The sequence below is a fragment of the Kitasatospora sp. NA04385 genome, from assembly GCF_013364235.1.
In the GTDB taxonomy this organism is placed as follows: domain Bacteria; phylum Actinomycetota; class Actinomycetes; order Streptomycetales; family Streptomycetaceae; genus Kitasatospora.
This window is the reverse complement of record NZ_CP054919.1, coordinates 2,181,262-2,202,621: the sequence shown is the minus strand read 5'-3', so window position 1 is coordinate 2,202,621 and position 21,360 is coordinate 2,181,262. Positions and strand designations below refer to the sequence as shown.

12 protein-coding genes and 3 pseudogenes are annotated in these 21,360 nt (G+C 74.5%); 4 read left to right on the top strand and 11 right to left on the bottom strand.

Going from position 1 to position 21,360, the window contains the following annotated elements; translation table 11 throughout:
• The first annotated feature begins 202 nt into the window (after window positions 1-202).
• Window positions 203-6,559, top strand: coding sequence for an RHS repeat-associated core domain-containing protein (locus HUT16_RS09570; protein WP_176187347.1), 6,357 nt, complete (start codon window positions 203-205; stop codon window positions 6,557-6,559).
• A gap of 69 nt (window positions 6,560-6,628) precedes the next feature.
• On the opposite strand, the gene HUT16_RS09565 is transcribed toward HUT16_RS09570, so the two are convergent.
• Complete coding sequence (locus HUT16_RS09565) at window positions 6,629-7,951, bottom strand: FAD-dependent oxidoreductase (RefSeq protein ID WP_176187345.1); 1,323 nt, start codon at window positions 7,949-7,951, stop codon at window positions 6,629-6,631.
• A gap of 433 nt (window positions 7,952-8,384) precedes the next feature.
• Window positions 8,385-9,299: a TIGR01777 family oxidoreductase gene (locus HUT16_RS09560; RefSeq protein WP_176187343.1), complete on the bottom strand. Its 915-nt coding sequence runs from the start codon at window positions 9,297-9,299 to the stop codon at window positions 8,385-8,387.
• 76 nt (window positions 9,300-9,375) lie between these two features.
• Between HUT16_RS09560 and HUT16_RS09555 the strand changes: the two genes are divergently transcribed.
• The gene (locus tag HUT16_RS09555; RefSeq protein ID WP_176187341.1) at window positions 9,376-9,879 is read left to right on the top strand and encodes a GNAT family N-acetyltransferase; all 504 of its coding nucleotides are present in this window, start codon (window positions 9,376-9,378) and stop codon (window positions 9,877-9,879) included.
• Window positions 9,880-9,946: 67 nt separating this feature from the next.
• Here HUT16_RS09555 and HUT16_RS09550 read toward each other — a convergent pair whose 3' ends face one another.
• From HUT16_RS09550 to cobU, 7 genes and pseudogenes are all read right to left on the bottom strand, one after another.
• Complete coding sequence (locus tag HUT16_RS09550) at window positions 9,947-10,462, bottom strand: DUF4240 domain-containing protein (protein ID WP_176187339.1); 516 nt, start codon at window positions 10,460-10,462, stop codon at window positions 9,947-9,949.
• Between the two features lie 136 nt (window positions 10,463-10,598).
• A pseudogene (sucB, locus tag HUT16_RS09545) lies at window positions 10,599-12,387 on the bottom strand (2-oxoglutarate dehydrogenase, E2 component, dihydrolipoamide succinyltransferase).
• Between the two features lie 58 nt (window positions 12,388-12,445).
• Window positions 12,446-13,834 carry a dihydrolipoyl dehydrogenase gene (gene lpdA / locus HUT16_RS09540; protein ID WP_176187337.1) on the bottom strand — a complete coding sequence of 463 codons (1,389 nt, stop codon included), beginning with the start codon at window positions 13,832-13,834 and terminating at the stop codon, window positions 12,446-12,448.
• 385 nt (window positions 13,835-14,219) lie between these two features.
• Entirely contained in the window at window positions 14,220-15,716 is a 1,497-nt protein-coding gene (locus tag HUT16_RS09535; RefSeq protein ID WP_176187335.1) for a leucyl aminopeptidase, read from the bottom strand.
• Window positions 15,717-15,940: 224 nt separating this feature from the next.
• Window positions 15,941-16,722 (bottom strand): annotated as a pseudogene (locus HUT16_RS09530) (adenosylcobinamide-GDP ribazoletransferase).
• A gap of 119 nt (window positions 16,723-16,841) precedes the next feature.
• On the bottom strand, window positions 16,842-17,960 hold the full coding sequence (locus HUT16_RS09525) for a nicotinate-nucleotide--dimethylbenzimidazole phosphoribosyltransferase (protein WP_176187333.1): 1,119 nt from the start codon (window positions 17,958-17,960) through the stop codon (window positions 16,842-16,844).
• An 11-nt stretch (window positions 17,961-17,971) separates the two neighbouring features.
• Window positions 17,972-18,520: pseudogene (cobU, locus tag HUT16_RS09520) on the bottom strand (bifunctional adenosylcobinamide kinase/adenosylcobinamide-phosphate guanylyltransferase); the annotation flags it as partial.
• A gap of 104 nt (window positions 18,521-18,624) precedes the next feature.
• Between cobU and HUT16_RS09515 the strand changes: the two are divergent.
• Window positions 18,625-18,825: a hypothetical protein gene (locus HUT16_RS09515; RefSeq protein WP_176192588.1), complete on the top strand. Its 201-nt coding sequence runs from the start codon at window positions 18,625-18,627 to the stop codon at window positions 18,823-18,825.
• A gap of 21 nt (window positions 18,826-18,846) precedes the next feature.
• On the opposite strand, the gene HUT16_RS09510 is transcribed toward HUT16_RS09515, so the two are convergent.
• Both HUT16_RS09510 and HUT16_RS09505 read right to left on the bottom strand, forming a co-directional pair.
• Entirely contained in the window at window positions 18,847-19,542 is a 696-nt protein-coding gene (locus HUT16_RS09510; RefSeq protein WP_176192587.1) for a bifunctional 2-polyprenyl-6-hydroxyphenol methylase/3-demethylubiquinol 3-O-methyltransferase UbiG, read from the bottom strand.
• 215 nt (window positions 19,543-19,757) lie between these two features.
• Window positions 19,758-20,309: a DUF3043 domain-containing protein gene (locus HUT16_RS09505; protein ID WP_254897731.1), complete on the bottom strand. Its 552-nt coding sequence runs from the start codon at window positions 20,307-20,309 to the stop codon at window positions 19,758-19,760.
• Window positions 20,310-20,564: 255 nt separating this feature from the next.
• Here HUT16_RS09505 and HUT16_RS09500 point away from each other — a divergent pair, with 255 nt between their 5' ends.
• Window positions 20,565-21,356, top strand: a complete 792-nt coding sequence (locus tag HUT16_RS09500) for a PspA/IM30 family protein (protein WP_176187327.1) — start codon at window positions 20,565-20,567, stop codon at window positions 21,354-21,356.
• Window positions 21,357-21,360: the final 4 nt, after the last annotated feature.

The following is a 21,360-nucleotide window of genomic DNA, read 5'->3' as shown; positions in this document are numbered from 1 at the left end:
AACGATTCGGACGATCGGGGGCGAAGTGTCGGTAAGCGAACTCATCGCATGGTGTCCTATGTCACACCTTCTTGTCGGTGGACGAAGCATGAGGGGAGGATCACGCACGTCTTTGTGGCGGCGTTGGTTCACCATGGGGGGAACTTTGCTCGAACACCGATTCAGATCCGTTGGCCGACGAGGCCGTTCGGCGGCCGGGGGAGTGCTCTCCGGAGCCCTGCTGCTCGGCCTGCTGGCCGCCCCGGCGGCACAGGCACTGCCCGGCCTGCCCGGGTTCAAGGTCCGTCCGGTGCAGCAGCCGGTCTCGGTCGACGTCCACGACCTGGCGGTAGCGGCCGCGGCCCGGGCCGCCGCGCGCACCGACGCCAACTGGCAGCCCGCCGAGGCGGACTGGCCCGCCGCGGCCGACTCCCGGGTCGACCTTGCGGCCGCGTCCGGCGCCGGGGCCGGCAGCGGCGCCGCCCGCCGGGCCGAGGGCACCCCGGTCAAGGTCGGCGCGGCCCCCGGCAAGGCCGCGCCGGGCGCGGTCGCGGTCCGCGTCGCCGACCGCACGGCGGCCCGACGCGCCGGCCTGGACGGCCCGTTGCTCGGCATCCGGCGGGACGACGCGGCCACCGCCGGCGCCCCCGTCACGGTCTCGGTGGACTACGCGTCCTTCAAGGGCGCGTACGGCGCCGACGCCGCCACCCGGCTGACCCTGGTCGCGCTGCCCGCCTGCGCGCTGACCACCCCGGAGCGCGCCGAGTGCCGCACCCGGACGCCGCTGCCCACCGCCAACGACCCGGTGGCGGGCACGTTGACCGCGCAGGTCGACGCCGCCCCCGCGGCGGCGGCGCCCGAGCGGCCGGCCACCGGCACCACCGGCCGGGCGCCGTCCGCCGAGCAGGCGTCGTTCACCCAGCAGGACGGCGCCGCCCAGCCGATGACGGTCCTGGGCGTGACCGCCGAGTCCTCGCCGTCCGGCCCGATGGGCGACTACCGGGCGACCTCGCTGGCCGCCACCGGCTCCTGGGCCCAGAGCGGCAACACCGGCGCCTTCACCTGGAATTACCCGATCGACCTGCCCCAGGCCCCCGGCGGCTTCGTCCCCAAGGTGGCGCTCGGCTACAATTCGGCCGCCACCGACGGCCGGACGGCCTCCACCAACAACCAGACCTCCTGGATCGGCGAGGGCTGGGACTACGACCCGGGCTTCATCGAGCGCAGCTACACCGGCTGCGCGGGCGACCAGTACCAGGGCAACAACGCGGCCAAGACCGGCGACCTGTGCTGGAAGTCCGACAACGCCACCATGTCGCTGAACGGCAAGTCCACCGCCCTGGTCAAGGTCGACGACCGGACGTGGCGCCCGGCCGCCGACGACGGCTCGCGGATCGAGCGGATCCGGGGCGAGGCGATCGGCAACGGCGACGACGACAACGAGTACTGGAAGGTCACCGACACCTCCGGCAACCAGTGGTGGTTCGGCCGCAACAAGCTGCCCATCGCCACCAAGTCCGGCGAGGACACCAACTCGGCCTGGACGGTGCCGGTCTACGGCAACCAGAGCGGCGAGCCCGGCCACGCCGCGGCGTTCGCCGACTCCGCGAAGACCCAGGCGTGGCGCTGGAACCTGGACTACGCCGTCGACGCGCACGGCAACGCGATGGCGTTCTACTACGAGCGCGAGACCAACGCCTACGCGCAGAACCTCAAGACCACCACCGGTGCCACCGCCTACACCCGCGGCGGCTACCTCAAGCGGATCGACTACGGCCTGCGCGGCGACCTCGGCGCCCCCGCCGAGCCGGTCGGCCAGGTCGTCTTCGGCACCGGCGAACGCTGCCTGACCACCTGCACCGCCTTCGACAAGGCGCACGCCACCGACTGGCCGGACGTCCCCGTCGACCAGGACTGCGCGGCGGGCTCCGCCTGCGCCAACGTCTCGCCGACCTTCTGGACCCGCAAGCGGCTGACCACCATCAGCACCTTCGCCCGGCTCGGCGGCGCGCTCACCCCCGTCGACCAGTGGACGCTCACCCACTCCCTGCCGCCCACCGGCGACGTCTCCACCCCCTCGCTGTGGCTCACCTCGATCGCCCGCACCTACCAGGCCGGCGCCCTGCCGGACGTGACGCTCCCGCAACCGGTGAAGTTCACCGGGGAGCCGTACGACAACCGGGTCGACGGCGCCGAGGGCCGCCCGCCGATGCACAAGTACCGCCTCACCAAGGTCACCAACGAGACCGGCGGCGACACCCTGATCGCCTACCGGCCCAACGAGTGCACCTACGGCGCGACCCCGGCCCCGGAGTCCGACGACAAGGCCTGCTACCCGTCGTACTGGACGCCGCCGAACCAGGCCCAGGTGCTCGACTGGTTCCACAAGTACCTGGTCGCCTCCGTCACCGAGGACGACACCACCGCCGGCTCCGGCTCCGAGTCCAAGGTCACCAGCTACGAGTACCTGGGCGGCGCCGCCTGGCACCGCGACGACTCCGAGTTCACCCCGGACACCGACCGCACCTACAACCAGTTCCGCGGCTACGCCAAGGTCCGGGTCCGGGTCGGGACCACCGCCCCCACGCTCACCGAGACCGAGTACTACCGGGGCATGGACGGCGACCTGCTGCCCGGCGGCGGCAAGCGCTCGGTGAGCGTCAACGGCACCGCCGACCAGGACGGCTACGCCGGGCAGACCGCCCGCACCTCCGTCTTCGACAAGGACGGCGGCACGGTCACCTCCGAGACGCTCACCACCCCGTGGCTCGGCGACCCCACCGCCACCTACACCCCGAAGAGCATCCCCGGCAAGGACGGCAAGCCCGGCACCGACCTGCCCCCCGTCCGGGCCCGGTTCTCCGGCACCGCGACCGAGCAGACCCGCACCCTGCTGAGCGGCACCACCTGGCGCACCACCCGGCTGACCCGCAGCTACGACTCCGACTTCGGCCGGGTCACCGCCGTCAGCGACGAGGGCGACACCGCCGTCACCGGCGACGAGTCCTGCACCCGCACCGCCTACACCGCCACCGACCGGACCAACTGGCTCAACGACTACCCGGCGGCGACCACCGTCGACTCCACCACCTGCGCCACCCCGCCCGCCCCGGCCACCGCCGTCAGCGCGAACCGCACCACCTACGACGGCCAGGCCCAGGGCGCCGCCCCGCTGCCCGGCCAGGCGTACGCCACCGGGCAGGAGGAACTCCAGCGCTACGACGGCACCACCGCCGTCTGGAACACCACGCTGCGCGCCGCCGCCCACGACCGCTACGGCCGCACCACCTCCAGCACCGGCGAGGACGGCCGCGCCACCACCACCGCCTACACCCCCGCCGACGGGCAGCAGCCCACCACGGTGACCGTCACCGACCCGGCCGGGCACACCACCTCCACCGGCTACGACGGCCTGCGCGGCCTCCCCCTCACCAGCACCGACACGGCCGGCCGCACCGCGAGCAACGGCTACGACGCCGCCGGCCGGCTCACCGCCGCCTGGAGCGCCGGCCGGGCCACCACCCAGCCCGCCAGCGCCACCTTCAACTACGCGCTCGCCAAGGACGCGCCCACCGCCGTCACCGCCAAGGTGCTGCTGGAGAACGGCACCTACCGCACCGCGACCACCCTGTTCGACTCCTTCCTGCGGGCCAGGCAGACCCAGACCGAGGCCACCACCGGCGGCCGCACCCTCACCGACACCTTCTACGACACCCACGGCCGGGACTGGAAGACCAACGCCGACTACTGGAACAGCCAGCCGGTCTCCACCACCCTCCAGTCCGTCGCCGACAACCAGGTCCCCGCCCAGACCGTCACCGAGTACGACGGCCAGGGCCGCACCACCGCCAGCGTCCTGAAGTCCTTCAACACCGAGAAGTGGCGCACCACCACCGCCTACGGCGGCGACTGGACCTCCGTCCTGCCGCCCGACGGCGGCACCGCGACCCTCACCCGCACCGACGCCCGGGGCCGCATCGTCGAACTGCGCCGCTACAAGGACCGCACCCCGGTGCCCGGCGCCGCCGCGAGCCAGTACGAGGCGCTCACCTACACCTGGAACACCGCCGGCAAGCTGACCGGGGCCACCGACGCCACCGGCCGCAACAGCTGGACGTACGCCTACGACCTGCGCGGCCGGGAGACCCGCAGCACCGACCCCGACAAGGGCGCCACCGACTCCGGCTACGGGGCCGACGGCCGCCTCGCCACCACCACGACCAGCGCCGGGACCCTCGCCTACACCTACGACGAGCTCGGCCGCACCCGCACCACCCGCTCCGGTTCGGTCACCGGCCCGGTGCTCACCGAACTGACCTACGACACCGCCCCCGGCGGCACCGGCCTGCCGGCCGGCTCCACCCGCTACCGCACCGTCAACGGCACCACCTACGCCTACCGCACCGCCGTCACCGGCTACGACGCCGCCGGCCACGCGAAGGGCACCACCACCACCGTCCCCGCCGTTCCCGGCGAGGAGGAGCTGGCCGGCGACTACACCGTCGCCCGGACGTACACCCCCGCCACCGGCCTGGAGGAGACCACCGACCTCTCCACCACCAACTCCAGGGCCACCGCGGCGCTGCCCGCCGAGACCCTGACCGACCGCTACGACGCCTACGGCCAACTCGCCTCGGTCTCCAGCTCGCTGGGCACCAGCTACCTCGGCGGCACCCAGTACTCCGCCTACGGCCGGCTGCTCCAGGCCCAACTCGGCACCACCGGCGGCCGGGTGGTCCGCACCCTGACCTACGACGACCCCACCCGCCGGCTGGTGAACGTCACCGACGACCGCGAGGCCGCCGGACCGCAGACCCTCACCAACGCCACCTACACCTACAACCCGGCCGGCGACATCACCCGGATCGCCGACCGGCAGGACGACACGGCCGTCACCGACGACCAGTGCTTCCGCACCGACTGGGCCCGCCGCCTCACCGAGGCCTGGACCTCCGGCGACGGCTGCACCACCGACCCGTCCAGCACCGGCGGCCCCAACCTCGGCGCCACCGACCCCTACTGGTCCAGCTGGACCTTCGACGCGGCCGGCAACCGCGCCACCGAGACGCTCCACAAGACCGGCACCGCCACCGCCGACACCCGCTCCACCTACACCTACCCGACCGCCACCGGCGCGGCCCGGCCGCACGCCGCCACCCAGGTGGCCACCACCGGACCGGTCGGCTCCACCACCGCGTACGGCTACGACGGCCGGGGCAACCTGACCAGCACCACCACCGGCCCCACCGTCAAGCAGACCCTCGGCTGGGACCAGGAGGGCCACCTGGCCACCTCCACCCCCGGCCCGACCCCCGGCACCACCACCAGCTCCGACGTCTACGACGCCGACGGCACCCGCATCCTGCGCCGCGACCCCGGCAGGACCACCCTCTACCTGCCCGGCGGCCAGGAACTCGCCCTGGACACCGCCACCCGCGCCGTCACCGGCACCCGCTACTACACGCTGCCCGAGGGCAGCGCCGTCCGCACCAGCGGCGACGGCAAGGTCCGCTACCTGCTCGACGACCACCACGGCACCGACAGCCTGTCCGTCAACGCCGCCACCATGGCCTACAACCGCAAGAAGTCCCTGCCCTACGGCGGCCGGCGCGGCGCCGCCCCCGCCGGCTGGCCGGGCGAACGCGGCTTCGTCGGCGGCACCACCGACCCCGCCGACGGCTACACCCACCTCGGCGCCCGCGAGTACGACCCGGCCACCGGCCGCTTCATCAGCCCCGACCCGCTGACCGACCTCACCGACCCCGACCAGATGGGCGGCTACGGCTACAGCAACCAGAACCCGGTCAGCAACAGCGACCCGACCGGCAAGATGCGGATGCTCCCCTACACCGACGACTCCCCGGTCCGGCCGGGCACGCCCCCGTCCCCGTCCTCGACCACGCCCTCGACCTCGGCCAAGACCCCCACCTCGTCCCCGGGCGCGCCCCCGCCCGGCTACACCGGCCACAGCGTGGTCACCGGTCCCTGCGTGACCGAGTACCTCTCCATCGGGGGTTGCAGGAACGTGGCGGACGTCCTGAACCACATGAGCTTCACCCCGTGGGGCCGCAACAACGAGCTCAACGGCGCCGACGCCCTGGCCCGGCTCGTCGTGGGGTACGACGCCTGCGAGCAGGGCGAGCTGCAAGTGATCTGCTACGGCGCGACCCCCGCGATGACCGATCAGCCGATGACGGTCGGAGACGTGTTCTTCTACCCGGGCAGCAAAACCCAGCTCGACCAGAGGCTCACCTACGAGAAGAAGGTCCGCGACGCGATGACCGCGAAGAAGGGAGCGGACTACACCGAGACCTACGGTCCCAACCTGCTCAAGCACGAAGCGGTCCACTCCGAGCAGTGGTCGCGCGGCAGTGCGCCGGGCTTCATCAGCAACTACTCGGGAGACTCCCTGCTGTCCTCCCTCCTGACCTTCAGGCTCCACCCCCCGAAGGGCGAGCGGATGTCCAGCCCCGCGACGAAGAACCAGTTGGAGATAGAGGCGAACCTCTACGCGGGCGGGTACCTGCCACTGCCGAAGGACCCGGCCTGGAGCTTCATTCCGAGGCCCGACGTCCCCTGACGGAGGCAGCAGGAAGCGGCGGGCCGCCGCCCCGGAACGACTCCGGGGCGGCGGCCCGCCGCCTTTCCGTCAGGCCGCCTCCCGCGCGGCCTCCGGCTCCGCCCGCACGCCCAGGTCGCGCAGCACCGCCTCGGCGGCCCGCCGGCCGGAGACCAGCGCGCCCTGCACCGTCCCGGTGTCCCGGTGGTCGCCGCACACGTACAGCCCGGCCAGCAGCCGCACCGAGCGGCGGAAGTGGTGCGGCGGGGGCATCGCGACCACCGCGTCGGCGACGTGCCGCACGGTCAGGAACTCCCACCCCCCGGTGGCCGTCCCGTACAGCTCGGCCAGCCGCCGCCGGACCACCGGCTCGTCCCCGGCCGGGCCGCCGGAGTCGAAGGCGCGGCGGCCGAGCACCGTGGTGGCGATCAGCGCCCGCCCGTCGGCGGCGTACGAGGGGTCGGCGTCGCTGAGCACCAGCGAGTGCGAGATCCCGGAGCGCTCGGCGTCCAGCAGCAGGACGGCCTCGCCCAGCGGCGAGCGCTCCGCCGCGTGGTAGTAGGTGGTGACGGGGTGGAACCCGGGCTGCCGCAGGCCCGGCAGCAGGTTGGCCGCCGTCGCCGCGTCGGTGGCGACGACCACCGCGCGCGAGCGGATCCGGCCGTGCGCGGCGGTCTCCACGCCGTCGGTGCCGACCGCGGTCACCTCGACGCCCAGCCGCAGGCTCCGCTCCGGGAGCCGGGCGGCGAGCTGCGCCGGGACGGCCCCGACGCCCGCCGCCGGCACGCACAGCCGACCGCGGGCGTACGCGCGCAGCACCAGGTCGGCGACCCGGCTGGAGGTGCCGAGCGCGGGGTCGGACAGCAGGGCGCCGAGCAGCGGGCGCAGGAAGGCGTCGACGGTGCGGGCGGGCAGGCCGCGGTCGGCCAGCGCCCGGGCGGCGGTGGCCTCGGGGCGGGCGAGCAGCCGCTCGGTGGGCGTCGCGGCCAGCCGGGCCAGCGCGGCGGCCAGCCGGGCCTTGTCGAGCGGGGTGCCGAGCGGCCCGCGGGTGGCGGCCTGCCGGGCGGGGGTCAGCCGCGGGTCGCCGACCCGGTAGCCGCGGCCGCCGCTGTGCACCAGGACGCCGGGGGAGAGCGGGCGCAGCTCCAGCCGGTCGAGGTCGAGGCGGCGGGCCAGCTCCGGGTAGGCGGTGTTGAGCAGGTGACCGCCGTGGTCGAGGCGGAAGCCGTCGAGTTCGCGGGTGGCCATCCGGCCGCCGACGCGTTCGGTGGCCTCCAGGACCTGGACGTCCAGGCCCTGGGCGGCGAGCGCGGTCGCCGCGGTCAGTCCGGCGACGCCGGCGCCGACGACGATCGCGTCGGGGTCGCCGGACGGGCCGCGCTGGGCGCGGCCGGTGAAGTCCTGTGCGGGCACGAGTGGGTGCTCCCTCCCTGGCGGAGCCCCTCCGCGGCCGCCGCGCGCGGCGGTGCCCGCGAGCGGGTGGGTGCCGGGGCGGGCAGCGGGGGGACGGACGTGGTCCGCACTGGTGATGCCCCGTCATCCGCCGGTCCAGACAGCCGGTCGGCGCCGAATCGGGCCGTCGCACCGGTGCGGCGACGCAGCGGCACCGGACGGTCACCCACCGTGCGCCAAACGGGGCGCGCGGGGCGGAGCCGGGAGCGCACCGTCACCGCCCGCGCCCCGCGCGCCGCCCGGTTGCACCCGTGCGCCCCCTGCTGACGCCCCGTCAACCCCCGCCAGGCTGCGGCTCCACCACGGCCCCGCCCCGACCCGAGCCGCCGACCCGAGCCGCCGACCGAGCCGCCGACCGAGCCGCCGCCGCCCGGGCGCTACCGCTCCGCAGTCGCTACCGCTCCCCGAGCGCCGCCGCGACGATCGTCCCCACGTCGGGGTCGCGGAACACGAACCCCGCGTCCGACAGCGCCTTCGGCACCACCCGGTGACTGCCCACCACCTCGACGGCCATCTCCCCGAGCGCGGCGCGCAGCGCCCACTCCGGCACCGCGAACACCGCCGGGCGCCCGAGCTGCCGGGACAGCTCCTCGGTCAGCTCGCGGTTGGTGACGGGCGCCGGCCCGGTCAGGTTGACCGGCCCCGACAGCTCCCGGCGCTCGATCAGGAAGCGCAGCGCGGCCACCTCGTCGGCCAGCGAGATCAGCGACCAGTACTGCCCGCCGTCCCCGAGCCGCCCGCCCAGCGCCAGCCGGAACAGCGGCAGCAGCCGGGCCCCGGCCCCGCCCCCCGCGTCCAGCACCAGCCCGGTGCGCGGGTGCACCACCCGGATCCCGGCGTCCTCGGCGGGCCGCGCGGCCCGCTCCCACTCCCGGCAGACCTCGGCGAGGAAGTCGCTGCCGGCCGGCGCGCCCTCGTCGATCAGCTGGTCGCCGGTCTGCCCGTAGTAGCCGACGGCGGAGGCGCTGACCAGCACCCCCGGCGGCTCCTTCAGCCGGGACAGCGCGGCGGCCAGCGTCTCGGTGCCCAGCACCCGGCTGTCCCGGATCTCCCGCCGGTACGCGTCCGTCCAGCGCCGGTCGCCGACGCCCGCCCCGGCCAGGTGGACCACCGCGTCCACGCCCTCCAGCGCGGCCGCGTCGATCTGCATCAGCAGCGGGTTCCAGCCGACCCCGACCGTCCCGTCCGGCTGCGGCCCGGTGCGCGAGCGCCGCCGCACCAGCCGCAGCACCTCGTGCCCGTCCGCCAGCAGGGAGTCCACCAGCGCGGACCCGATCAACCCCGTGGAACCTGTCACCGCGATTCGCATGCCCGCCATCCTCCCAGCCCGCCCCGGCCCGCCCGCTCAGAAACCCCGTACGGGGCCGCACCGGGCCGCGTCTACCATGGCCCGCATGCCCTCCCACGATGTGATCATCCGTCCGGCGCGGGACGAGGACGAGCCTGCGATCCGCGCCGTCGACCACGCCGTCTGGTCCCCGCTCAGCGAGGTCGCCCCGCGCCCCCCGCAGGACGCCCCGGTGTTCGACGAGGCGCACCGCCCCGGGCAGTACCTGCTGGCCGAACTCGACGGCCGGGTGGTCGGTTACGTCCGCCTGGTCCGGGAGATCCCGCTGCCCTCCAACGCGCACGTCCGCCAGATCCAGGGCCTGGGCGTGCTCCCCGAGGCCCGCGGCCGCCGGATCGGCGACGCGCTGCTCGCCGCCGCCTGCGCGACGGCCCGAGCCGACGGCGCCCGCCGGATGACCCTCCGGGTGCTCGCCCACAACACCCCGGCCCGTCGGCTGTACGAACGGGCCGGCTTCCGCGTCCTCGGCGTGCTGCCCGAGCACTTCCTGCTGGACGGCGGCTACGCGGACGACGTCTGGATGGGCCGCGAGCTGGACTGAGCCGCCCGCCGGGCCCGGGCCGTCCCACCCGGACGGCCGCCACCCGGACGGGCACCCCGCCGCCCGGTCAGTCCCCGTACAGCTCCCACAGCCGCGGGTAGCGGGCGGCCATCACCGCCTTGTCCGAGAAGTCGAAGGACACCCCGTACGCGGCCGCCGGCTGACGCACCCCCAGGTCCGGCAGCGGCAGCCCGGTGAGCCGCTCGTACGCCTCGTCGGCGGCGTAGCCCAGCTCCTCCCCGTCGCCGTCCTCGTCCTCGTCGAAGTCCGGCACCAGCTCGGCCAGTGCGTCCGGCTCGTGCACCGCGCCCTCGAAGACCTCCCGGCCCTGGCCGATCAGCCAGCACCGGAAGTAGTCGAACGCGTCCTCCGAGGCCCCGTCGAGCAGCAGGTACGCGGCGCCCCACAGCTCCACCGTGTACGCCCGCTGGAACCGCGCCTCGAACTGCCGGGCGAAGTCCAGCACCTCGTCCGGGGTGAGCCGCAGCAGCTGCTCGACCAGCGCCTCGGCCTGCTCGTCCGGATCGCCCGCGGCCGCTTCCCGGGCGCCGTCGACCAGTTGCCAGAATCCCGTCTCGTCCATCACCGCTCCAGCCTCCACGATCGCCGCCCGGCCCGCACCCGTTCGACACCGCCGGGCGGGTCGGAACGCGCGGGAGCCCCGCACCGTCCGGGGACGGTGCGGGGCTCCCGGCGGGGTGCCACGGGCGGGCTGCGCCTTACAGGCCGAGCTCGACCTCGAACTCGCCGGCCTCCAGGATCTCCTTGACCGCGACCAGGTAGCGGGCGGCGTCCGCGCCGTCCACCAGGCGGTGGTCGTAGGAGAGCGACAGGTAGGTCATGTCGCGGATGCCGATGGCGGTGCCGCCGTCGGCCTCGATGACCACCGGGCGCTTCACGGTCGCGCCGATGCCCAGGATCGCGACCTGGTTCGGCGGGACGATGACGGTGTCGAACAGCGCACCGCGCGAACCGGTGTTGGAGATGGTGAAGGTCGCGCCGGACAGCTCGTCCGGGGTGATCTTGCTGTCGCGGACCTTCGAGGCCAGCTCCGCGGTCTTCTTCGAGATGCCGGCGATGTTGAGGTCGCCCGCACCCTTGATGACCGGGGTCATCAGACCCTTCTCGGAGTCCACCGCGATGCCGATGTTCTCGGTGTCGAAGTAGCTGACGGTGCCCTCGGCCTCGTTGATCCGGGCGTTGATGACCGCGTGGGCCTTCAGCGCCTGGGCGGCCGCCTTCACGAAGAACGGCATCGGGGACAGCTTCACGCCCTCGCGGGCCAGGAAGGAGTCCTTCGCCTTCGCGCGCAGCGACATGATCCGGGTGACGTCCACCTCGACCACGCTGGTCAGCTGGGCCTGCTCGTGCAGGGCCTTCAGCATGTTGTCGCCGATGACCTTGCGCATGCGGGTCATCTTGACGGTCTGGCCGCGCAGCGCGGACGGCGCGGCGGCGGCCTTCGCCGGGGCGGCGGCAGCGGGGGCGGCGGCCGGGGCCGGAGCGGCCTTGGCGGCCTCGGCGGCGGCGATCACGTCCTGCTTGCGGATGCGGCCGCCGACGCCGGTGCCGGCGACGGAGGCGAGCGCGACACCGTGCTCGGCGGCGAGCTTGCGCACCAGCGGGGTGACGTAGGCGTCACCGGCGTCCGCAGCCGGAGCGGCGGCGGCCGGAGCGGCCGGGCGGCCACCGGGGCCGGGGCGGCCGGAGCCGGAGCCGGCGGCAGCCGGGGCGGCGGGAGCCGGAGCAGGGCAGCGGCGGCCGGGGCCGGGGCCGGGGCCGGAGCAGCCGGGGCCGCGGGGCAGCCGGGGCCGCGGGGCAGCCGGGGCCGGGGCGGCCGGAGCAGCAGCCGGGGCCGGGGCGGCGGCCGGCGCCGGGGCGGCCGGAGCCGAGCCCGCGGCACCGATCAGCGCGAGCTGGGCGCCGACCTCGGCGGTCTCGTCCTCGCCGACCAGGATCTTCACCAGGGTGCCCGCCACGGGGGAGGGGATCTCGGTGTCGACCTTGTCGGTGGAGACCTCCAGCAGCGGCTCGTCGACCTCGACGGTGTCGCCCTCGGCCTTCAGCCAGCGGGTGACGGTGCCCTCGGTGACCGACTCGCCCAGCGCGGGCAGCAGCACCGGGGTGGCGTCGCCGGACGGCGCGGCGGCGGCCGGGGCCTCGGCGGCCGGGGCGGGGGCCGCGGGGCCTCCTCGGCGGCGGGGCGGCCTCGGCGGCCGGAGCCGGAGCGGCCTCGGCGGCGGGCGCCGGGGCTGCGGCCGGGGCGCCGGAGCCGTCGTCGATGACCGCCAGTTCGGCGCCCACCTCGACGGTCTCGTCCTCGCCGACCTTGATCGAGGCCAGGACGCCGGAGGCCGGCGCCGGGATCTCGGTGTCGACCTTGTCGGTGGAGACCTCGAGCAGCGGCTCGTCGATCTCCACGCGCTCACCCTCGGCCTTCAGCCAGCGGGTGACGGTGCCTTCGGTCACGCTCTCGCCCAGCGCGGGCAGTGTTACTGAGACCGCCATGGTTCCAGCGACTCCTATCAAGTCTTGCGTACAGGAATGAACGGGGACGGGGGCGCGATCAGTCGTGCGCGTGCAGCGGCTTGCCGGCCAGCGCGAGGTGGGCCTCGCCGAGCGCCTCGGACTGGCTCGGGTGCGCGTGGATGAGCTGCGCGACCTCGGCGGGCAGGGCCTCCCAGTTGTAGATCAGCTGGGCCTCGCCGACCTGCTCGCCCATGCGGGCGCCGACCATGTGGACACCCACGACGGCGCCGTCCTTGACCTGGACCAGCTTGATCTCGCCGGCGGTCTTGAGGATCTTGCTCTTGCCGTTGCCGGCGAGGTTGTACTTGAGGGTGACGACCTTCTCCTTGCCGTACTGCTCGACGGCCTTGGCCTCGGTCAGGCCGACGGAGGCGACCTCCGGGTTGGAGTAGGTCACCCGCGGGATGCCGTCGTAGTCGATCGGGACGACCTTGAGGCCGGCGATCCGCTCGGCGACCAGGATGCCCTCGGCGAAGCCGACGTGGGCCAGCTGCAGGGTCGGGACCAGGTCGCCGACGGCGGAGATGGTCGGCACGTTGGTGCGCAGGTACTCGTCGACCAGGACGTAGCCGCGGTCCATCGCGACGCCCTGCTCCTCGTAGCCCAGGCCGGCCGAGACCGGGCCGCGGCCGATCGCGACCAGCAGCACGTCGGCCTCGATGGACTTGCCGTTCTCGGTGGAGACCCGGACGCCGTCGGCGGTGTACTCCACGCCGGAGAAGCGGGACTTCAGCTCGAACTTGATGCCGCGCTTGCGGAAGGCGCGCTCCAGCAGCTTGGAGGAGTTCTCGTCCTCCAGCGGCACCAGGTGGGGCAGGCCCTCGACGATGGTGACGTCGACGCCGAAGGACTTCCAGACCGAGGCGAACTCGCAGCCGATGACGCCGCCGCCCAGGATGATCGCCGACTTCGGGATGTAGTCGAGCTTCAGCGCGTGGTCGGAGGAGATGATCCGGTTGCCGTCGATGTCCAGGCCCGGGATCGAGCGCGGCACGGAGCCGGTGGCCAGCACGATGTGACGGCCCTCGATGCGCTGGCCGTTGACGTCCACCGAGGTCTGCGAGGAGAGCTTGCCCTCGCCCTGGACGAAGGTGACCTTGCGGGAGGCGACCAGGCCCTGCAGGCCCTTGTACAGGCCGGCGACGACGTCGTCCTTGTACTTGTGGACGCCGTTGATGTCGATGCCCTGGAAGGTGGCGAGCACGCCGAACTCGGCGGCTTCCTTCGTCTCGTCGGCGACCTCGGCGGCGTGCAGCAGCGCCTTGGTCGGGATGCAGCCGCGGTGGAGGCAGGTGCCGCCCAGCTCGCCCTTCTCGATCAGTGCGACGCTCAGGCCGAGCTGGGCGCCACGGAGCGCCGCGGCGTAACCGCCGCTTCCGCCTCCGAGAATGACTACGTCGAAAACGGTGCTGGCGTCGTTCGCCACGTCACGTCCTCCATGCAAAAGGTGCGGATCGCCGGGCCGGTCGCGGTCCGGTGGGTGAGTGCCCTTGTAAGGGCGCCCAGTCGTGCCGGAAATACATCTTTGCACTTGTTGGTGGCAGGTGGCGTCGGCGGGTGCCCCGAGGCGCCCCCGGTGCGGCCCGCGCGGCGGCGGTATGACCCGTTCTCGGAGGTATCGTCGCAGCTCACGGCCGGGAAAACGGCAAGCGGAGGTACTCCGTCCGGGGGTCTTCACCGGCTCTGTTCCGCCCTGCGGAATCAATTTTCGCCGGAGGCGAACACGTCCTCGAATTGGCGCCGGGTGCTACCGGCTGGTAAGGCGCGAGGGGCCCGGCACCCACCGGTGCCGGGCCCCTCGCGTCAGCGGGTCACTCGCCCGCGGCGGTGTCCTCCGCGAAGCGGACCAGGGTGCGCACCGCGCTCGCGGTGCCGCCCTTGGGGGTGTAGCCGTGCGGGCCGCCCTCGTTGAACGCCGGACCGGCGATGTCCAGGTGCGCCCAGGGGGTGCCCTCGGTGACGAACTCCTGCAGGAACAGGCCGGCCACCAGGCCGCCGCCCATCCGCTCGCCCATGTTCGCCAGGTCCGCCACGGTCGACTCGACCATGCCCTTGCGCAGGTCGGCCGGCAGCGGCATCGGCCAGGACGCCTCGCCCACCGCGCCCGCGGTCTCGTGCAGGCGGGTGCGCAGCGCCTCGTCGTTGGCCATCACGCCGAAGGTGCGGGTGCCCAGCGCCAGCACCATCGCGCCGGTCAGGGTCGCCACGTCGACGATCACGTCCGGCTGCTCCTCGCCGGCCCGGACGATCGCGTCGGCCAGCACCAGCCGGCCCTCGGCGTCGGTGTTCAGCACCTCGACGGTCTTGCCGCCGTACATCCGCAGCACGTCGCCCGGACGGGTCGCCGAGCCGGACGGCATGTTCTCCGCCAGCGCCAGCCACGCCGTCACGTTGACCTGCAGGCCCAGCCGCTTGGCGGCGACCACGGCGGCGAACACCGCGGCGGCGCCCGACATGTCGCACTTCATGGTCTCGTTGTGGCCGGCCGGCTTCAGCGAGATGCCGCCCGAGTCGTAGGTGATGCCCTTGCCGACGAACGCCAGCGAGGCCCTCGCCTTCGGGTGGGTGTACGCCACCTTCACCAGCCGGGGCGGGTTCGCCGAACCGACGCCCACGCCCAGGATGCCGCCGAAGCCGCCCTTGGCCAGCGCCTTCTCGTCCAGCACCTCGACCTTCAGACCGTGCTCCTTGCCCGCCGCCTGCGCGATCGCGGCGAAGGACTTCGGGTTCAGGTCGTTCGGGGCGGTGTTGACCAGGTCACGGGCCCGGTTCATCTCCTCGCCGATCGCGGTGGCGCGCTCCACGGCGGCCTTGGCGTCCTTCGAGCCCTTGCGCTCCACCAGCAGCACCAGTTCGGCCACCGGGGCCTTGGCCACCTCGGCCTTGTAGCTGCCGAAGGAGTACGAGCCGAGCAGGCCGCCCAGCGCGACCGCCTCGACCTCCTCGGCGGAGGCGGCCGGCAGCGCCAGCGCGACCTTCTTCGAACCGGCCAGCGTGCGGGCGGCCACACCGGCGGCCCGGCGCAGCTCCTCGGCGCCGAACGCGCCCTCGGGGGCCGCGCCCAGGCCCACGGCCAGCACCAGCGGCGCCTTGGCCCCGGCCGGAGCGGGGAGCTTGACCGCCTCACCCTCGGCACCGGTGGCGCCCAGGGTGGTGAGGACCTCGGCCAGCTTGCCCTCGAACGCCTCGGCGACCGCCTCGGCGCCCGGAGCGACGACCAGGCCCTTCGGTCCCTTCGCCACACCGACCACCAGGGCGTCCGCCCGCAGGCTCACGGCGGAGGAGGTGCTCACAGACAGTGCAGTCACGACAAATGCGTCCTGTTCTTTCGCGGTCAACAGCCGGTGGCGGCTCCGTTGCCGACCGGCGAAACACCAGGCGGACTCCGCGGCGAAACGGGGCGCAGGGCCAGGGTGCTCACCGCATGGTAGTCCGCATGCTGGGATCGCGCCGCCCCGCCTGCCCCGTGCACGAACCGCCGCGACCCGTGACGGTGCGTGAGTTCGCGTACGGGGGCGGAACCGACGCCAGGTCACAGCACGGCGGCCGCCACCAGCACCGCCGTCGCCGAAGTCTCCACCAGCGCGCCCAGCACGTCCCCGGTCACGCCGCCGAACCGGTGCACGCACCGTCGCAGCAGCGCGCCCGCGACGAGCGGCCCGAGCACCGCCGCGACGCCCCACCGCCAGTGCAGCGCCGCCGCCGCGCCGGCCACCGCCAGCGTCACCGCCGCCGCCGCCGCCGGCCGCACGGTCGCGGCCACCACCGCCCCAGCCCGCCCGGCCGGGCCGCCGGCACCGACCGCAGGCAGCCCCAGGCCAGCGCCGCCCGCCCCGCCGTCGCGGCCACCACCGCGGCCAGCGCCCCGCGGCCCGGCGACACCGCGAACTGCCCGGCCAGCGCCGCGACCTGAGCCAGCAGCAGCAGCACCAGCGTCAGCACGCCGAACGGGCCGATGTCCGACTGCTTCATGATCCGTAGCGCGTCCTCGGCGGGCTTCCCGCTGCCCAGCCCGTCCGCGACGTCCGCCACCCCGTCCAGGTGCAGCCCCCGGGTCAGCAGCGCGCCGACCGCCACCGCGGCCACGGCGCCCAGCAGCGCCCCGCCCCGCCAGGCCGCCAGCGCGCCCGCGCCACCGGCCAGCGCGCCCACCACCAGCCCCACCACCGGCGCCAGCACCATCGCGGCCCCGCCCGCGGCCCGGTCCCACCGGTGCACCCGCACCCGCAGCACCGTCAGCGTCCCGAACGCGAACCGCAGCCCGTCCCCGACCGGGCCCCCGCCCCGCCCGCCGTCCGCCCGATGCCCCGTCAGGGGCGCGGAGGGCGGCGCGGGTTCGGGAGGCGGCGTCGCGGAGCCCGGTGCCGACGGACTCCCCGGCTGCGCGTGCCCCGGCCGGGCCTGCTCGTCGTTCATCCCGCGCCCCGACGGAGTCAGTAGCGGTCCAGCAGGTCCGCCGCCGTCGGCAGCTTGGCCGGGGCCCGCGGCGGGAGCGGCTTGGCGCTCGGCACGGCGGTCGGCTCGGCCAGGGTGTCGCCGGCGGCCTGGAGCAGCGGCAGCGCCAGCACCGCGCCGACGCCCTCGCCCATGGTGACGCCCGCGTCCTGCAACGGCGTCAGGGTCAGCCGGTCGTACGCCTTGGCCTGCGCGGGCTCGCCGGTCAGCGAGCCCGCCCGCCACCACTCGGGGGCCCGGAAGGCGATCCGCTGGGCGACCAGCGCGCAGGCCGCCGAGACCACCCCGTCCAGGACGACCGGGAGCTTGCGGACGGCGGCCTGCAGCAGGAAGCCGGTGATCGCGGCGAAGTCGGCGCCGCCGGTCGCGGCGAGCAGCGCCAACTGGTCGCCGAGCACCGGGCGGGCCCGGCGCAGCGCGTCCCGGACGGTGGCGCACTTGACCATCCAGGTGCGGTCGTCGACGCCCGAGCCGCGGCCGGTGACGGCGGCGGCGTCGGTGCCGCACAGCGCGCCGATCAGCACGGCGGCCACCGTGGTGGAGCCGACCCCGAGGTCGCCGAGCAGCACCAGGTCGGTGCCGGCGTCGGCCTCCTCGTCGGCCACCGCCACGCCGGCCCGGAACGCCCGGACGGCGTCCTCGGCGCTCAGCGCGTCCTCGACGTCGATCCGCCCGGAGCCGCGGCGCACCCGGTGGCGGACGACCTCCTCGGGGAACTCGTTCGGATCGGCGTCGACCGCGATGTCGACCACCCGGACGTCCGCGCCGTAGCGGCGGGCCAGCACCGCGACCGGCGCGGTGCCGTCCAGCACGGCGCGGACCCGGTCGGCGGTGCCACCGCGGGAGTCCAGGGTGGAGACGCCCAGCGAGGCGACGCCGTGGTCGGCGGCGAACAGCAGCACCCGGGCGGCGGTCAGCGGGCGGACCTGCTCCTCGCCGCGGGTGGACGCCAGCCAGGCACCCAGCTCCTGGAGCCGGCCCAGGCCGCCGCGCGGCACGGGCAGTTGCTGCCAACGCTCCTCGGCGCCGCGCCGCGCACCCTCGTCGGGCCGTTCGACGAGCGAGGAGAAAGTGTCGAGATCCACGGTGGTGTCCATCGCTCGGCAATCTACACGGCCGCCGCTTTGATGGTCAGCACCTGTCCGGCCACCACCAGCAGCACCTGCTCGGAGGCGTCGGCCACCGCCATGTTGAGCCGCCCGAGGGTGTCCCGGAAGCGCCGTCCGGCCGCGGTGGCGGGGACGACGCCCATCCCGACCTCGTTGGAGACCGCGACCACCTCCCGCCGCGTCCCGCCCCAGGCCGCGGCCAGCGCCGCGCAGCGCGCCTCCACCGCCTCCTGGCCGCCGGCCGGCCAGCGCGCGTCGTCCCAGGCGCCGCACTCGTCCATGACGGCGGTCAGCCACAGCGCCAGGCAGTCGATCAGCACCGGGGCGGGGTCGGAGCCGTCCGCCAGCACCTCCTCCAGCGCGCAGGTCTCCGCGGTCCGCCAGGAGGACGGCCGCCGGGCCCGGTGCAGGTCGACCCGGCGGGCCCAGTCGGCGTCGCCCTCCCGGCTGCCGGAGGTGGCCACGTACAGCACGTCGGGGCGGTCGGCGAGCAGCAGCTCGGCCCGGGTGGACTTGCCGGAGCGGGCGCCGCCGAGGATCAGGGTGCGGGGGAGTGCCATGCGATCATCCTGCCGGACGGAGCTTCGCCCCCCGACCGGGTGGGCACGCTACCGTCACAACCCCAGTGGCACGACTCGCGGAGGAGCCCGGCATGGTGTGGACCTGGCGGTACGAGAAGAGCGACGGCACCGTGGTGGAGCCGGCGAACGGCGCCGAGGAGTTCTCCAGCCAGGGAGACGCGGAGACCTGGATCGGCGAGGAGTGGCAGGCGCTGCTGGAGGGCGGGGCGGACCGGGTCGTCCTGGTCGAGGACGGGCGGGACGTCTACCCGATGAGCCTGCACGAGGACTGAGGCCCGGGGCCGCCCCGGCGGCTACTTCTCGGCGACGACGTGCAGCAGCGCGGCGACGTGCCGGTAGGGGTCCTGCCGGCCGGCCCGCTCCTCGGAGTCCAGCAGCTGGGCGAGCTGCCGGCCGTCGACCGGGGCGGCCTCGTCCGGCATGGTGTCGGTGAAGACCCGCACCCCGTACCAGTGGCGGACCGGGACGGCGAAGCCGGCCAGCGTGCCGGAGAGTTCGGCGAGGCGGTCCGCGCGGGCGGGCAGGCCGAGCCGGTTGGTGTAGCGGGTGGAGTCGAAGGACTCCTGACAGGCCCGCCAGTCCCCGGTCAGCCCGGGCCGCATGGCCAGCGCGTCCCCGTTGCGGACCAGCAGCGAGAGCAGGCCGCCGGGGGCCAGGATGCGCGCCACCGAGGCGAGCATCGGCTCCGGGTCCGGCAGGTACATCAGGGGGCCGTGGCAGAGCACCAGGTCGAAGCTGCGCGGCCCGAACCAGCGGCCGACCTGGTGGCCGTCGCCGGTGAGCAGCTGGACGCGCTCGCGGACCTCCGGCGACTCGGCGGCCAGCGCCTGGTGCGCGATGCCCAGGGTGACCGGATCCGGGTCGATGCCGGTGACGAAGTGGCCGGCCCGGGCCAGCCGCAGCGCCTGCACGCCCTCGGCGCAGCCGACGTCCAGCACCCGCAGCGCGACGCCGCGGGTGAGCTGCTCGGCCAGCTGCCGGGTGACCAGCTCCTGGCGGACCAGGTTGTGCAGCCCGCCGTGCCGCTCCAGCCACTCGCCGGCCCCGCTGTGGTACGGCCCCCCGCGGGCCGGGAGCCGCCCGTGCCGGCCCTGCGGCAGGTACCCGTACGCGGGCCCGTGCTGCGCGGGGACGCCCGGTGCGCCGAAGGCCCCGACCGGCTGCTGCGCCGGCGGGGCCCAGTACGGCGGGACCGCTTCCGCGGTCAGGGCCGCTCGCCCCGCTTGACCATCGGCTTGGGCAGCCGCAGCCGGCGCATCTGCAGGGTGCGCATCAGGCCGTACATCACCGCGCCGCGGGTGTCCTGGCCGGGGAAGCGTTGAGCGAGGCCCTTGCGCAGCTGGAAGCCGATCCGGACGAAGTCCAGGATGACGACCACGAAGAAGACCATGAACAGCAGCGTGGAGAGCAGCTGCAGGTAGTTGACCTTGGTGATGCTGAGCACCAGCACCACGACCGCGTACGGCAGGAAGAACTCGGCCGCGGCCCACCGGGAGTCGATGAAGTCGCGGACGTAGCGCCGCACCGGCCCCTTGTCGCGCGGCGGCAGGGCGCGCTCGTCGCCCTCCAGCAGCGCGGTGCGCTGCTTCTCGCGCTCCACCCGGACCCGCTGGCGCGCCTGCTTGGCGGCCTCCTTGCGGTCCTTGGGGACGGTGACCCGGGTCTTCCGGTGGGCCTCGGCCTCACTGCGCTTGGGCGTGGGCCGACCCTTGGGAGCCTGCGGGTCGCGGGGCGGCTTCTCGTCCTCCTTCGTCATGGTGACGGTGGAGGAGGAGGCGGCGGATTCATCAGAGCGGCGTCGAAACACACTCCCAGCGTACGGGTTGACCGGCGGGTTTCCGGCCCTGCCCCGGACGCGAAGCGATATCGATCGTGAGGACGATGCCGAACGCCCGCCCGCTGTAGCAGCATTGTTGCAGGCCGGTGGACTGCGCCGGGGGCCGCACCGCGCATACACTCGACCTGTCACGAGACGCAAACCCAGGCCCGAAGAAGGGGGCTATCGAGGCCCATGAGCGACGGAATCATGAAGCGTATGGGGCTGATCTTCCGCTCCAAGGCGAACAAGGCCTTGGACCGGGCGGAGGACCCGCGCGAAACGCTCGACTACTCCTACCAGAAGCAGCTGGAACTGCTGCAGAAGGTGCGCAGGGGCGTCGCCGACGTGGCCACCTCCCGCAAGCGCCTGGAACTCCAGCTGACCCAGCTCCAGCAGCAGTCCTCGAAGTACGAGGACCAGGGCCGCAAGGCGCTGTCCCTCGGCCGCGAGGACCTGGCCCGCGAGGCGCTCAGCCGCAAGGCCAACCTGCAGACCCAGATCACCGACCTGGAGACGCAGTACCAGGCCCTGCAGGGCGAGGAGGAGAAGCTCACGCTGGCCTCCCAGCGCCTGCAGGCCAAGGTGGACGCCTTCCGCACCAAGAAGGAGACCATCAAGGCCACCTACACGGCCGCCCAGGCGCAGACCCGGATCGCGGAGTCCTTCTCCGGCATCTCCGAGGAGATGGGCGACGTCGGCCTGGCGATCCAGCGCGCGGAGGACAAGACCGCGCAGATGCAGGCCCGCGCGGGCGCGATCGACGAGCTGCTGGCCTCCGGAGCGCTCGACGACGCCAGCGGCCTCGGCCGCAAGGACGACATCGAGGCCGAGCTGGAGCGGGTGGCCGGCGGCAGCGACGTCGAGCTGGAGCTGGCCCGGATGAAGGCCGAGCTGACCGGCGGCAGCCCCGCCTCCCAGCCGCAGGCGATCGAGCAGGGGAAGAACGACACCCCGCCGCCGCCCACCATCAACTACCAGAAGTAAGCGG